This is a genomic window from Helicobacter sp. 12S02634-8 (genome assembly GCF_002272865.1).
Classification (GTDB): Bacteria; Campylobacterota; Campylobacteria; order Campylobacterales; family Helicobacteraceae; genus Helicobacter_J.
Genome location: NZ_MLAP01000002.1, coordinates 1 through 15153 on the forward strand (window position 1 = coordinate 1; position 15153 = coordinate 15153).

The following is a 15153-nucleotide window of genomic DNA, read 5'->3' on the forward strand; positions in this document are numbered from 1 at the left end:
AATCGGACAAGCCCTAGACAATCAATGCAAGAAAGCCAGATACAAAAGGCTAGCCCTGTGAGTAAGAATAGAGAGTTTGAAGCCACTAGGAGACATTATCAAAGGAGTAGGGTGAGGTGAGGAGATGCGTGAGGCAAAACACACGCAAAAAGTTAAAGAGTCTTGCTTTTTCCCAGACCAGAGATGAGCGCTTCACAAGTCCGCATACCAAAAAGCAAAATCAACCACGAAATATAAATCCAAAGCATTAAAATCAACAGCACCGAAACAGACCCATAAAGCGTGGGATAGGTCTTATTATAAGCGACATAATACACAAAACCCCATTTGAAAAGATACCAAATACTAGCACTCGCAAATGAAGTAAACACCAACACCCTCTTGCCTAAAACCTTGTTTGCAGAAAGTCGAAACAAAATCAAAAACAATATGCAAGTCCCAAGCCAAGCTAAAATATCAGGGAAAAATAGCCCATTGATTTTGTCTTTAAGCATACCTTGCACTTCATTGCTAAAATACATCATCACAAAAAAAGCCGCGGGGAATAAAGTCACCATCGTCCAATACACCATCAAGGATTCAAAAAACTTGCGAGGTTTGGAATCAAACATCTTTGAAGTGATGTATTCATAGTTTCTAAAAAACATCAAAGAAGTAAAAATAATATAAATCAGTCCCATCACGCCGAGCTTTGAGCTATTTTGCATGAAAGTGTCTAAAAAAGAACCGATGATTTCTGTGTGTGTGGGGAGGATATCTGCGAGTATAAAGGTCTTGATTTCATTGATTTTTTCTCTGAAATGGGGGAAATTAAGCATTACAGAAAAAAGTATCAGCAGCAAAGGTATCAGAGCAAAAATCGTATAAAAACTCAGCGATGAGGCATAATAAAACATCTCTTGTTCGTGCGTGAGAAAATCATAGACTTCTTTAAGCTTGGAAGTGATTTTTTGGCAAAGTTCTTTTATCATCTCTTAGTCTAACTCCAAGCTAAGGGCTATTGATTTGTGATATTGGCGATATTGGATAGTTCTGATGGCACTTTGCATTGCTAGAATCCCTTTACTTGCTTATAATATTTAGCTGCATTGAAATATATGGAAATGTATAAAACCATATCAAGCCCTAAAAGCTTTAATGGCAGGTTGTAGCGATTTTTAGTCCATAAGATTCAATCATCGCAACATCTTTTTGAGGGGCATCACCTTTTGTCGTGAGATAATCCCCTAGCACCACTGCATTGATACCACACTCAAACAACGCCCTCTGATCTTGCCCAAACACCACTTGCCTGCCCCCTGCAATCATCAAACGCGACTTAGGCAAAAACTCCCGCGCCATCACCACGCACTCCAATGCCTCTTCAGGCTCTAATGTGGGCTGTGAGATAGGCAAGGCAGGATTTTGGATAAAGAAATTAACAGGCACAGAGTGGGGAGAGAGCGTCTGGAGGGCTTTGAGTAATTCTAGGCGATCCCCCCAGCTCTCACCAAGCCCAAATATCCCCCCACTGCATAGACCAAGCCCCGCACTCAAGGCATTTTCACAAGTTTCAAAACGCTCTTTCCACGGGTGGGTGGTGCAGATTTTGGGGAAAAATTCTTTGGAGGTTTCGAGGTTGTGGTTGTAGCTATCGACCCCATTTTGTTTCAAAAACACTAAAGAAGAAGTATCAGCCCTGCCACAACAAGCGATAATATGCAAGTCTAGCCCATCATCTTTAATCATCTTGGCTGTTTTGGCAATGTATTCACATTTTTTGTCATCAAGCCCCCGCCCAGCAGTCACCAAGCAAAAGCCCAAAGCCCCATACTGCTTCAAAGCCCTTGCTTCGTGCAAGACTACTTGAGGGTCTTTAAATTTGTATTTTTCAATATCGGCGTGATAATGAGAACTCTGGGTGCAATAGCTGCAGTCTTCGCTGCAATTCCCACTGCTTACATTTGAAATCGAACATAAAAATATTCCATCATCCATTATAACTTCCTTTATAAGTAAAAAGGGATTATAACATATCTACCAACCACGCATAAACTCTGCCCGCAACCCACCAATAAGAATCTAGTGCCCTCTCCATACGCGAGACATTAAAAGACCATCAATCGCCGATGGATTGCTATAGGCTGCTATAGATTGCTTAGGATAAACTCTCTAAAACCTTGCTTGCATGCCCTTTTGCCCTGACATTATAAAAAGCATTGCGTATATACCCATCAGGACTGATGACAAAAGTAGATCGGATAATCCCAAACACCTCCTTGCCATACATCATTTTTTTGCCATAAGCACCATAAGCGCTCGCCACACTCTTATCGGGGTCACTCAAAAGAATATGCTTGAGGGCTTTATCTGCGATAAATTTTTTATGACTTTTGGGGCTATCTGGGCTAATACCTATCACCACAGCACCTTTTGAGGCAAACTCCCCTAATAAGCTCGTAAAATCAATGGCCTCTATTGAGCACCCTGAAGTATTGTCTTTGGGGTAGAAATACAGCACGATTGTCTTAGAGCCAAAGTCTTGAGAGCTAATCTCTAAATCATCTTGGTTTTTGAGCCTAAAACTAGGGGCTTTATCGCCTATTTTTAATTCCATCATAAATCCTTAGTATAAAATCACTGCAACATTTTGAGGGCCGTGCACGCCAAATACGGTCTGGAGTTCAATATCTGCAGTCCTAGAGGGACCTGCGATAAAAAGCAAATTTGTGGGCAAAACTCCTGCTTTGCTTTGTGCTTTGAGTGCGCTAATCCCTGCAAAAAGATCAGGGACAATCTTTGTTTTATCGAGCAAAATCACACAATTGAGTGTAATCAAAGAAGCAAGTCTAGGGCTCAATGGAGAAGAAACGATACCTGTAATGCCTAAATTTGCCACGCCACACACACCTTTGACAATAGAAGTATCGATACCAAAAAGCTCTGAGCGCATTTCTTTGACATCTCTGTCATAAGCGATTTTGCTTGAGCCATCAGTGAGTAAAGACACATCAAAAGGAATATCCAAAGTATGCAAAACTTTGAGCGCTCCCATATCTGCAAGCACACTCGATACATCTTTTAGAAGATCTGAGGGGCAAGACTCGATCACTTGAGCACGATTGAGACTCTGGAAATGCTTGTATTCATCGACAATATCAGCACATTGGGGTTTGAGGATATTTTTATAATGGGGTGCAAAGCTTGGGAGCGGGTTTTGATCTAGGGCAAAACGCACGCGATCCAAAATATCTGTTTTACTCATAGACCACTCCTTGAATTTTCTTGACTTTGGCGTGCAAGGCTGTATCAATATGGGGAAATTCACGACAACGCACCCAATTTTTAAGCCCCGGTAGCATAGAAGCCATCTTTTTACCCAATGGAGCAAACAACCCCACCACGCGCAACAACAAACGCCATTTTGCCCCACTAGTCGCCAAAGAAGCAAACGCCCTCATCGCTGCTTTTTCACTTTTATTTTTATGCGTATTAGCATACCCAACTACATTGCCCCTGCCTGAGCCAACCTTTTCGCTTCTGAGATCTCTGATAAGCTCTGCAAGGGGGATTTTGACAGGGCAAACCTCTGAACAACGCCCACAAAGCGAACAGAGATTGACCATATAACCACAATTATCCAAACCAAATAATTGCGGTGAGATGACCTCCCCAATAGGCCCTGGATAGGTAGAGAGATAGGCGTGTCCGCCGATTTTATCATACACAGGGCAGTGGTTCAGACAAGTCCCGCAACGGATACAACTCAAAGAGCGATAATAATGAGAGTCAGCCAAAATATGTGAGCGATTGTTATCCAACATAATAATATGGACTTCTTTAGGGCCATCTAAATCGCCTGCTTTTCTTGGCCCTGTGATGATATTGTTATAGCAAGTGATCGCAGCCCCAACAGCACTAGGCACAAGCAAAGTATCGAGTATCGAGGCATCTTCAAAGCTCTCAATCACCTTTTCTATCCCGCAAATTGCCACATGAATATCACAAGCTGTTGTGCTCATACGCCCATTGCCTTCATTTTCTACCAACCAAATTGCCCCCTCATCAGCAATGGCAAAATTCACCCCCGATAATCCCATCTTAAAATCTTCAAACTCCTTACGCAAGTGCTTTCTAGCAATCGCATTGAGTTTTTCAGGCTCGCTCTCTAGGGGGGCGTGGAGCTTTTGAGAAAAAATCTCTCCAATCTGATAGCGATTTTTATGGATCGCAGGGGCTACGATATGCACAGGTGGCTCATCGATAAGCTGTATGATGAGCTCTCCTAAATCTGTTTCTGTCGCCATAACGCCCTTTTGTTTTAAATACGCATTGAGATGGATCTCCTCGCTTGCCATGGACTTGCCTTTGAGAATCTGTGTCACTTGATTTTTTAAAGCGAGTTCATAGATGATCGCATTAGCAGCTTGTGCGTCTGAAGCCCAATGCACCTTGAAGCCGTTTTTGATAGCATTTTGCTCAAATCGCTCCAACAACACATCAAGCTTGGCAAGTGCTTTGATCTTGACTTCTTTACCCAGCTCACGCAAGCCCTCCCAATCTGTATAACGCCCTGCTATGAGATTTTTGCGATTGGTCTTGAGGGTGCGCATGACCGATTTGAGGTTTTTCCGCAGCTGTGTGTCTGAGAGTTTGGCTGCAATGGTGTCTTCATATTCTTGCGTTGAATGGAATAAAATACTCTCGCTCATCACACCCCTCCCATGACCCCAGTGCGCTGGGCAAGAAAGTCATAAAGATGCATTGGCTTGACCTTCACGCCCATTTTTTTCATCGCCCCACTGATATTAAGCAAGCAGCCTGCGTCCCCTGATATGAGATATTCGACATTTCTAGATTGGATATCATCGATTTTATCACTCACCATTGCTTGAGAAATCTCTGGCTCTTTGATACTGAAAGTCCCCCCAAAACCACAGCACTCCTCCTCTCTCTCTAGCTCGATGAGCTCGACATTTTTCAAGCTCCTCAAAAGTGCCTTAGAAGAATCAATAATCTTAGCTACCCGCAAAGCGTGGCAATTCGAGTGCCAAGTGATTTTAACGGGCGTGCCTTGGTCTTGATACCTCACACCTAAGCGCTTGTCTAAAAATTCGCTGAGCTCAAATATGCGCAAAGAAAAGTCATACACACGACTATATTCAGCGCTCCCCTCAAACAACTCCAAATAATCATGACGCATCATTCCCACACAAGACCCACTTGGTGCGATGATGGGATAATCTTCTTCAAAGAGATTGACATTATACAAGGCTATTTTTTTGCTCTCCTCATAATAGCCTGAATTATAGCTTGGCTGCCCACAGCAAGTTTGGTCTTTTTTGAATATGACCTCAACCCCCTCTTTTTGCAAAAGTTTGATGGCATTTACGCAAGTATCGCTATAGGCAACCCCACCCAAGCAAGTTGAATAAAAATAAACCTTCATTGATTATCTCCTTGAAATCGATCCATTAAATATACCCTAAAAAGGCATAAAAAATAAGAATCAAAGTTGATGATTGAGATTTTGAATATTATTTTTGATACTTATTTACACATTTAATTATAAGAAATAATTTTTCTCTCTTATAAAACAAAGACTCACAAAATCTTTTGGCTATACTAGACTTTGCATAAGTGCAATAACCAATACAAACCAACACAAGGAACAAAATATGGAATACTATCAGACCTATGATCCACTGAATAATATTTGGCTGAGTGCTTTTGTGGCTTTATTACCGATATTGCTATTTTTTGCTTCATTGATTGTATTCAAGCTCAAAGGCTATATGGCAGGACTACTCACCGTGCTTCTTGCGGCTGTGATTTCTGTATGGGTATATGGTATGCCCATTGAAATGGTCGCTTCAAGCTTTGGATATGGCTTTTTGTATGGATTATGGCCGATTGCTTGGATCATTGTAGCAGCCATCTTTCTCTACAAACTCTCTGTCAAATCGGGGTATTTTGATATCTTAAGAGAGAGTATTCTATCCATCACGCCCGACCATCGTATTTTAGTTATTTTGATTGGTTTTTGTTTTGGAGCATTTTTAGAAGGAGCGATTGGCTTTGGGGGGCCTGTAGCTATCACAGCTGCTATTCTTGTGGGCTTGGGCTTGCGTCCTTTATATGCAGCTGGGCTTTGTATGATAGCCAACACTGCACCTGTGGCATTTGGCGCTGTGGGTATCCCTATCATCGCAATGGCTGGTGTGGTCAATGTCCCTGCGCTTGAAATCTCAGCGATGACAGGCAGAATGCTCCCTCCTTTGACACTTTTTGTGCCATTTTTTATCGTGTTTTTGATGGACGGCTGGCGAGGGGTCAAAGAAACTTTTCCTGTTGTCTTAGTCGCAGCCCTCTCTTTTGCTATCGTGCAGTTTTATAGCTCCAACCATCTAGGGCCTGAGCTCCCTGATATTATCTCAGCTGTTGTGTCTATCATCGCTACGACAATTTTCTTGAAGTTTTGGCAGCCAAAGAGGATTTTTCGCACTGATGGCAACCACTCCACCACGCAGCACTCCAAGTACCATATTTGCAAGGTGCTAGTGGCTTGGGCACCTTTTGTTATCTTGATTGGGACAATTGTGATCTGGACACAGCCTTGGTTCAAAGACCTCTTTAAGGCTGGGGGAGCATTGGCTTTTTCAAGCTTTAGCTTTGAATTTAGCTCCATCAGTGAAAAGATCATCAAAACTGCGCCCATTGCCCTTGAGGGGAAATCTCCTGCAGATAAGGTCATTTTCTCTCTCCCATTGATTGGGACAACAGGGACTTCTATCCTTGCTGCTGCGATTTTGAGTATTTTTATCTTGCGTGTGCGCACTAAAGATGCATTGAGTGTCTTTGGTGAAACACTCAATGAAATGAAACTCCCTATTCTCACTATCGGTTTGGTCTTGGCCTTTGCTTATATCTCTAATTATAGCGGTATCTCTGCGACTCTAGCCCTAGCCTTAGCCAGCACCGGCCATGCCTTTACCTTTTTCTCTCCGATCATTGGCTGGATTGGAGTATTTTTGACCGGAAGTGATACGAGCTCTAACCTATTGTTTGGCTCTTTGCAGCAGCTCACTGCAAGGCAACTCGGTATCCCTGAAGTTCTCTTTTTGGCTGCTAACTCTGTAGGCGGGGTTGTAGGCAAGATGATTAGCCCTCAGAGTATCGCTGTAGCTTGTGCGGCTGTGGGCTTGGTGGGGCGAGAGTCTGAGCTATTCCGATTCACAATCAAATATTCGATTCTCTTTGTGATCGCTATCGGGCTTATCACTACCTTGTTTGCTTATGTATTCCCTCAAGTGATCCCCTAAAGGTCTTTGAGCGCCCCTCTCCCAAATAAAAATTCTATAAATTATAGAAAATTATAGAAACAAAAAAAAGGGGGGGCAAGCCCTCTAAAAATATAGCCCCCCCCCCCAACTTATCAATCCCCTCCCCAAAAAAACTTCTCTTTTTTTCTAACTCTCGCTTCTCTAGCTCTCTTTTTTCTATCCCAATGGCTTATCTTCAATTCTTACCCCACCAACCAAAGCTAGCCTTGCTGTCTTAAGACCTAAGCACAAATTTCAATGCCTCAAAGAATCCAAAATCTCCAAAGATCGTATCCGTTTTGTTTGGTCATAAATATCGCAAGTAAATATCAATTCATCAGCTTGCGTGTCTTGAAGAATTGTTATCAGTTGTTTTTTTGCATCTTCTGCATTGCCTAAAACCATCATCGATTGCATACCCATCACAGCTGCCTTTTCTCTCTGATTCCACGAAATATCCAAAAAGGGTATCGGCGTTTTGAGCTTCAAGCTTTCCCCTCTTAAAAGGGCTAATCCCCTTTGATAAGCACTGCTTGAAAGGAATAAAGCCTCCTCTTTTGTGTCTGCAAGCACACAAGGCAAAGCAACAATCGCATAAGGCTTGGGACAAGCAAGCGAGGGAGTGAAATGCTCCCGATACAAACGCAGGACCTCTAAGAGATCTTTTGGAGCAAAGTGTGAAGCAAACGCATAAGGCAGCCCCTTGCGTGCTGCAACTTGAGCACTATAAAGACTAGAGCCTAACAAATAAATAGGCACACGCGTCCCCCAGCCAGGCACTGCCCTGACCTTGCTCCTAGTCCCATCACCCAAAAAATCCTCCAACTCTTCGAGCTCTGCGAAAAAATTCTCATCGCTATGGATACGTTCTTTACGCACAGCTAACGCACTTTCATAATCCCCACCCCTTGCACGTCCCACGCCCAAGTCAATGCGATCTCCATAGAGGCTTTGCAAAGTCCCAAACTGCTCAGCTACAACCAATGGCGTATGGTTAGGGAGCATCACCCCACCAGATCCGACCCGAATCTTTTGAGTATGGGCTGCGATGTGTGCGATCAGTATTGCTGTGGCTGAAGAGGCAATGCCGTCCATATTATGATGTTCAGCAAACCAAAATCGCAAAAATCCTAGCTCTTGAGCCTTTTTTGCTATGGATAGAGAGTTTTGAAAAGCTGTGGTGATTCCATCATTTGCACGGATTGTTACAAGATCTAAAAAAGAAAAAGGGATATTTTGTAAAGTCATTTTTGTCCTTTAGTCATAAATAGTCATAAAATTTTTCAAGGCTTGCAAGGATTATCAGATAAGCATACAAAATCAATGCGATAGGCTTCCCTTAAGGGGTATGCGGAGAGAAATTATTCTGATAAAGCCGCAATAAGGCAATAAAAAATGCTGTGATCGTAGGCCCAACCACAATCCCCCAAAAGCCAAATGTCCCAAGCCCAGCCAAAATAGAAAAAAAGATTAAAATTTCATTGATAGCCAGAGGTGTTTTTAGAATCCTTTTTTTGATAAGGGCAATCAAAAATGGCTTGATGAGATTATCGATAACAAATCCAATAAATACCAATGCATAAACCCCAATAAACACTGCCCCAATAATATCCCCTGCATAAATCTCATAGCCTACAATCGGTAGCCATATCAGCGCACCCCCTACAATCGGCACCAAAGACGCCAGCCCATAGAGCACACCGAGCAAAAAACCATCATAACCAAACCACACAATCGCCACACCAAAGGCAAAGCCCTGCAAAAGGATATTGATGATAGAGGTCAAAAACACCACACGCAAAACCCCATTGATCTCCCCAAAAATCGCCCTGCTCTCTTGGGGCGTGAAAGGCAGCAAGCTCAATACATACTCATAAATCCTCTGTCCATAATAAAAAAAGAAAAATAAAAAAATCACGATAAAGCCCGTGTCTAAGACAAAATTCAAGCTGTATTTACCGATGTAGCTACTCAATTTAATCACATAAGACACAATCGAATGCACAGAAATATTAGCCAAAAATCCATTGATTGGACCACTCAGCTCTGGGAAACGCCCAAATACTCGCATAACAAGTGCCTTGCTCTGCTCGATAAACACTGAAACCGTTTCTGTATCCATTCCCAAAATCAATCGGACACTTTGATGTCCCACAAAATAAAGCGGCAAAATCAAAAAACCCAACAACACCCCAACACACAGCAATGAGCTCAAAATACCCGATCGCACATAGCGATCTAAAAACTCCTTGAGCCAAAAGGTCGCCACACACAAAAGCCCTGCTATCAAAAGATCCATCAAAAAATCTTGATACAAATACCCCAACCAATACACACTAACAGCAAAAACAATCCAGAAAAAATAAATAGGACGCATGAACGAAACCAAACACTCCTAACACCCAAATATAGGTCATCATAGCCATAACACACGCTAGAATCACACCCCATATCTAAGGACTTCAAAATAGATTTGATTATAACAGAACTCCTCTGTATTTGGGGCAAAATCAATTCTTTTTCCTCGCTTCTAGGATAAAATAACAAATCAATCCACAAACAAAGGAAAATGATGGTTTTGCACAAATATTCAGGGAGTGGGAACGATTTTCTCATATACCATAGCTTCACCCATCAAGACCGATCTGCGCTAGCAAAAGCCCTCTGTGATCGGCATTTTGGTATCGGAGCTGATGGGCTTGTTGTCCTCCTCCCCCACTCTCAATACGCCTATCAATGGGAATTCTACAACTCCGATGGCTCAGGGGCTAAAATGTGTGGGAATGCGAGCCGCTGTGTCGCCCATTATGCCTATATGATGGGACTTGCTCCTGCTAAACATAGCTTTTTGAGTGCTGCAGGCGTGATTGAAGTCAGTGTCAAGGGCGATAGTGTCATAAGCAACCTAGGGGACTATCGAATGCTCAAGCAAATGGATTTGTCTATGCAAGATTATTCGGGGCAATGGTATTTGCTTGATACAGGCGTGGCACATATGGTGCATTTTGTCGATACATTTTCCAAGCTCCCAAGCTCCAAAAATCCCGTGCTCTCAGAGCTGCGCCATACCTATAATGCTAATATCAACATCGCCCATATCCAAGCAGATGGCACTATCGCTGTTTGCACCTATGAAAAAGGGGTGGAAGATATCACTCTAGCTTGCGGGACAGGTATGGCTGCTGTCTTTGCTTGTGCACATCTTTACTACAATATCCCCGCACAAGCCACACTCATTCCCCCAAGCCAAGAGAAGCTTTCATTGAGTCTTTCAGATGGTAAAATCCTCTATGGAGGCAAGGTCAAATATATCGGTGTCTGCTTGAGTGATCAAAACAAATACGAATAAGAAGCACTCACATACATATCTTCATAAGTTGCACGGGGTTGTGTGCTAGGGTCAAGGGTCGATTGGGCTTTGTTGAAAGGGATTTTCATACCAAGCTCGACCCGATGTGTATTTTGCAAAGTCCAGCCCACACCAAAATTCAAAACTCCCACATAGCCATATACAAATGCTCCATCTTCAGGGGTTGTTTTGACAACATTAGCGTGTTGGAAATATCCAAATCCAAGCCCACCATACACTCCAAAAACATTTTCACCGATAAAAAGTACATTGAGTAATAAATCTGCGTTCAAGCTAAGCATAGAAGTTGTGATTGTATCAAGCCCGCTAGGTTTGATCCCCATTACATAATCCAAATAAGCCCTTAGGGCAAAAAACTTATAAAATGTGAGCTGGTATCCACCTCTAAGCCCCCAAGTCAGTGCTTGATAAGAGTTTGAAGTGTCTTTGATATGGTTGATTTTTTTTACAATATCTGCCCCACCCACAGAAGCCCCAACAAATATTTGGCTCCCCAAAGCTTCTGATGACCCCTCAGAGTCTAGTGCCATCAGACCTTTGAGTATCAAACACAGCAAGATAAGTTTTTTCATTATTTGCCCATTTCCCTATTCAATAATTTCTGCCATTATATCGCATCTAGCCCAAAACCAAAACACCCCTCTCCCACTCTTACAAAAGCTAGCAAAAGGGGTGTTTTAAAAATGGGGCTTAAATTTTATCGCCCTCTAAAACTTATCGCCCTCTTTGGGTTTATAAAACTTCTTAATATAGTCATCGATAGGGGCTAATAAGCGATAAAAAACAGGGACAATCAGCAAACTCAAAACCATCGATACCAACAATCCCCCACTCATAGCAATACCGATAGGAGATTTCATCGCAGAGCCATCACCTGTGGCAATAGCAAGTGGGAGCATACCACAAACCATTGCTATAGTTGTCATCAAGATCGGTCGGAGTCTGGACTCCCCTGCAAGAATAATTGCATCAAAAATACTATGCCCCTCTCTGCGCCGATCATTGGCAATATCAATCAGCAAGGTCGCATTTTTACCCACCATACCTATGAGTAATATCAGTCCCATCATCGAAAACATACTCAAAGGCTGCCCGACAATTCCTAGGGCAAAAAACGCACCCGAAAAGCTCAAAGGCATTGTAATCATAATAATCAAAGGCTCTAGGAGCGATTCATAAAGGGCTGCTAGAATCAGATAAATCAACACAAAAGCCGTTGCTACTGCCACGCCAAAAGCCTGCCCTGTTTCAGCGAGATTATCAGCATCTCCCCCAAAAGCCACACTCGCCCCAGGGGCTAGCCACTCAGAAGACTTGTCTTGGACAAGCTTGACTAAATCCCCCAAACTCACGCCCGAATCCTTCACAGGCTGCCCAAACACGGTCACGCTCCGTTGTCTATCATAGCGCGTGATATTAGAGGGCGTGATATTCTCTGAAATACTCACCAAACCATCTAAAAACATCAACTTCCCATCTTTGTTTTTAATCTGGAGGCGCTTGATATCGTCCATTGTCACTCTTTTATTATCAGGGACACGGATCGTGATGTAATATTCTTTACCATTTTGTTTGAAATAAGCCGCTTGATTTTCTCCAGAAAAAGCCGCATTGACAAGCTTTCCAATCGCTTGTGCGCTCACGCCATATTTATTGGCATTTTGTCGCAAGACCTTGAGTTCAAATTGAGGCTGCATATCTGAAGTGCTTGTATGGTAGTTTTCAAACTTGCCTTTGAGTTCAGGGCTTTCCATCAAAAGTTTATGCAGATTAGCGACACTTTTATCCACCAAAGACTGCGTAGGGGCAAATACATAAGCTTGGAACGAAGAGCTATCCCCTCCCCCAATGAGCGGGACTTCAGAGGGGATAATCGCTGTCATAATCTTCGCTTCTGGCATTGCCATCAAAGTATTGCGCACCTCTTTCATGATTTCAAACTGCCCTTTTCTTTCTTTTTCGGGCTTGAGCTTGACATAAATCTTGGACTTAAACACACTCTGGATCTTTCCATAACCCACTTGAACGGTTGTAAATTCAACATCAGGGCGCTTTTCAATCTCTTTTTGAAAATCTATCGTCCGACGCTGCATATCATAGATACTAATCCCTGGTTTAGTTTGTATCCATACATAAAACTGCCCTCTGTCTTCTTTGAGCATAAAATCAGACCCCAAACGCCCTGCGACCACCAAAGAGCCTGCAAACACAGCAGCTATGAGGACAATCGTGATGATTTTGTTATTCAAAACAAGCTTGAGTATGCGGACATAGGTATTTTCCATACCCCTAAAAAATGGCTCACTCCAATAATAAAAACGCGACTGCTTGGGATTGACGATCAAAGAACTCACCATCGGGATAATCGTAACCACCACGACATATGAAATCACAATCGCTAATGCCACAGTCACCCCAAAGCTCTGGAAAAATCGCCCAACAATCCCTGTCATATTCCCCACAGGGATAAACACAGAAAGCAACATCGCAGAAATCGCAATGATAGCAAACCCAATCTCGCGCACCCCTTCATAGGCTGCTTCACGCCTACTCATACCTGCTTCAAGCTTTTTATGGATATTTTCGATCACAACAATCGCATCATCGATGATAATCCCAATCGAAAGTGTGAGCGCTACCATCGTGAGCATATTGAGCGAAAAGCCCATCATCTGCACCAAAGCAAAAGTCCCCATCACAGAAACAGGGATACTGATCGCTGAAACAAGCGTGATTGTGAGATTACGCAAGAACAAAAACACCACAGAAACAGCCAAAATACCCCCAAGTATCAAGTCAAATTCAATGTCTTTGATGGAAGAACGGATATATTCTGTTGTATCCAAAAAGGGTCTGACTTCATAGCCAGGGCTAACAGCCTTAATTGCTGGAAGCTCAGCATAAACACCATCAGCAATATCAACTTCATTAGCACCTGATATTTTTTGGACTTCAAAAATCACCCCTGGTTTATCTCCAAAGGCTGCATAAGTCGTATCCTCTTCGATCCCATCTTCAATCACAGCAATATCACTGAGCTTGACATTATCAGCAACTCGGATATTGGCAACCTCACTGATTTTATAGCTATTAGCATCTGTGAGGATAGAAAAATCTTTTTTGTCATTGACAATACGCCCCCCATCAACTTCAAGATTCTCTGAAGCAAGGGTATTCCAGAGATCTGTATAAGTGATATTGTATTTATTCATCAAAGTCGGATCAGCATAAATACGGATTTGACGCTCTCTATAGCCATTGAGCTGCACGCCCCCTACGCCATAGATTTTTTGGAGCATGGGCTTGATGATGTCTTCAGAGTGGCGCATGAGTGTTGGGATAGGGACTTTATCGCTGCTTAAAAACAATGAAATGATTGCTTGCCCATTGGTATCAAACTTATCCATTGAGGGCTGGTTGATATTAGGGTCATCAAAACTCACAGAAGAAACTTTATTGATCACATCGCTCATCGCTTCATCGATAGGCTTTTCTAGCTGGAATTCGATGATAACAATACTGATATTTCTCGCACTATTTGAGGTGACTTTTTTGATCCCATCAATCCCCATCACAGCTTCTTCGATCTTGTCAGTCACCTTGCTTTCAATCACATCTGCACTTGCCCCTGGGTAGCTTGTGCTGACCATAATGATAGGGAAGTCAATATCAGGGAAAAGCGCTGTAGGGATTTTCTTGAGCGCCATTACACCAAAAAAGACAATCGCTAAGGCAAACATCAAAGTTGTGATAGGGCGAGTTATAGCGATTTTATACATTATTTGATCCTTATATAGCCATCACCAAAGATACCCGGTGCCATATCATCAGGAGCAATGGCTTCAGCACTGACCTTTCTTGTGCTATCATCAACAACTGGATAGATTTTTGTAATCTTGGCTGTCTTTTCTCCCCCGCTCCCATCAATGCTATAAGCATATTCATCACCAACTTTTACTTGACCTATGTATTTAGAATCAAACTCCAAAACAATTTTTTTGATATGGCTCACAAGCCGAAACAATGTCGTGCTATTGGCTGTGACCCCATCACCCAAATCAATATTCCTACTGGCTATGACCCCATCAAAGGGTGCCCTCAAAATGCTTTTATCCAGCAAAGCTGTGTAATAAGTATAATCAGCTTGGAGTTTTTTATAATCAGAATAGTATTTATCTAATGTATTTTTATCCACAGCTCCACCTGTTTTGCTATAGCGCTCATATTGTTTTTTGGCAAATAAATATTGCTGCTCAATCGACTCTGCTTGTGCGAGTTTGTCTTTATTGGATAGGGCAAGGAGTTTATCGCCCTTTTTGACCACGCTATCAACATCTACATACATCTCAGCGACAATCCCTGAGCTATCTAGGGTCAAATTAGAATCTTGGACTGCTTGGATATTAAAAATCGCATAAACATCTTCCCCCCACAGCAAAGACGCACTCAAAAGAGCGGCTATCAAAAATTTTATCTTCATTT

The 15153-nt window shown here is 42.5% G+C and carries 13 protein-coding genes; 2 read left to right on the forward strand and 11 right to left on the reverse strand.

Annotation, left to right across the window (positions count from 1 at the left end):
* Positions 1 to 152: 152 nt before the first annotated feature.
* The 6 genes from BKH46_RS01385 to BKH46_RS01410 all read right to left on the reverse strand — a co-directional run bounded on the left by BKH46_RS01385 (position 153) and on the right by BKH46_RS01410 (position 5428).
* Positions 153 to 971 (reverse strand): YihY family inner membrane protein, encoded by an 819-nt coding sequence (locus BKH46_RS01385; protein WP_095225044.1) that lies wholly within the window; start codon positions 969 to 971, stop codon positions 153 to 155.
* Between the two features lie 163 nt (positions 972 to 1134).
* Positions 1135 to 1977, reverse strand: a complete 843-nt coding sequence (locus BKH46_RS01390) for a biotin synthase (protein WP_095225045.1) — start codon at positions 1975 to 1977, stop codon at positions 1135 to 1137.
* A 160-nt stretch (positions 1978 to 2137) separates the two neighbouring features.
* Positions 2138 to 2599 (reverse strand): peroxiredoxin, encoded by a 462-nt coding sequence (locus BKH46_RS01395; protein WP_172402522.1) that lies wholly within the window; start codon positions 2597 to 2599, stop codon positions 2138 to 2140.
* Positions 2600 to 2605: 6 nt separating this feature from the next.
* Positions 2606 to 3244, reverse strand: coding sequence for a lactate utilization protein C (locus BKH46_RS01400; protein WP_095225047.1), 639 nt, complete (start codon positions 3242 to 3244; stop codon positions 2606 to 2608).
* Complete coding sequence (locus BKH46_RS01405; protein WP_095225048.1) at positions 3237 to 4691, reverse strand: LutB/LldF family L-lactate oxidation iron-sulfur protein; 1455 nt, start codon at positions 4689 to 4691, stop codon at positions 3237 to 3239. The genes BKH46_RS01400 and BKH46_RS01405 overlap by 8 nt, the downstream gene beginning before the upstream one ends.
* Positions 4691 to 5428 (reverse strand): (Fe-S)-binding protein, encoded by a 738-nt coding sequence (locus BKH46_RS01410; protein WP_095225049.1) that lies wholly within the window; start codon positions 5426 to 5428, stop codon positions 4691 to 4693. The genes BKH46_RS01405 and BKH46_RS01410 overlap by 1 nt, the downstream gene beginning before the upstream one ends.
* A 229-nt stretch (positions 5429 to 5657) precedes the next feature.
* Here BKH46_RS01410 and BKH46_RS01415 point away from each other — a divergent pair, with 229 nt between their 5' ends.
* The gene (locus tag BKH46_RS01415; RefSeq protein WP_095225050.1) at positions 5658 to 7301 is read left to right on the forward strand and encodes a lactate permease LctP family transporter; all 1644 of its coding nucleotides are present in this window, start codon (positions 5658 to 5660) and stop codon (positions 7299 to 7301) included.
* A 255-nt stretch (positions 7302 to 7556) separates the two neighbouring features.
* On the opposite strand, the gene BKH46_RS01420 is transcribed toward BKH46_RS01415, so the two are convergent.
* Positions 7557 to 8549 carry an LLM class flavin-dependent oxidoreductase gene (locus BKH46_RS01420; protein ID WP_095225051.1) on the reverse strand — a complete coding sequence of 331 codons (993 nt, stop codon included), beginning with the start codon at positions 8547 to 8549 and terminating at the stop codon, positions 7557 to 7559.
* Between the two features lie 91 nt (positions 8550 to 8640).
* Complete coding sequence (locus BKH46_RS01425; RefSeq protein ID WP_095225052.1) at positions 8641 to 9678, reverse strand: AI-2E family transporter; 1038 nt, start codon at positions 9676 to 9678, stop codon at positions 8641 to 8643.
* Between the two features lie 195 nt (positions 9679 to 9873).
* Here BKH46_RS01425 and dapF point away from each other — a divergent pair, with 195 nt between their 5' ends.
* Positions 9874 to 10650, forward strand: coding sequence for a diaminopimelate epimerase (gene dapF / locus BKH46_RS01430; protein WP_095225053.1), 777 nt, complete (start codon positions 9874 to 9876; stop codon positions 10648 to 10650).
* On the opposite strand, the gene BKH46_RS01435 is transcribed toward dapF, so the two are convergent.
* From BKH46_RS01435 to BKH46_RS01445, 3 genes are all read right to left on the reverse strand, one after another.
* On the reverse strand, positions 10632 to 11243 hold the full coding sequence (locus BKH46_RS01435; RefSeq protein ID WP_095225054.1) for an outer membrane beta-barrel protein: 612 nt from the start codon (positions 11241 to 11243) through the stop codon (positions 10632 to 10634). The two genes, dapF and BKH46_RS01435, sit on opposite strands and share 19 nt — an antisense overlap.
* A gap of 135 nt (positions 11244 to 11378) precedes the next feature.
* Positions 11379 to 14450 (reverse strand): efflux RND transporter permease subunit, encoded by a 3072-nt coding sequence (locus BKH46_RS01440; RefSeq protein WP_095225055.1) that lies wholly within the window; start codon positions 14448 to 14450, stop codon positions 11379 to 11381.
* Complete coding sequence (locus BKH46_RS01445; protein WP_095225056.1) at positions 14450 to 15151, reverse strand: HlyD family efflux transporter periplasmic adaptor subunit; 702 nt, start codon at positions 15149 to 15151, stop codon at positions 14450 to 14452. The genes BKH46_RS01440 and BKH46_RS01445 overlap by 1 nt, the downstream gene beginning before the upstream one ends.
* Positions 15152 to 15153: the final 2 nt, after the last annotated feature.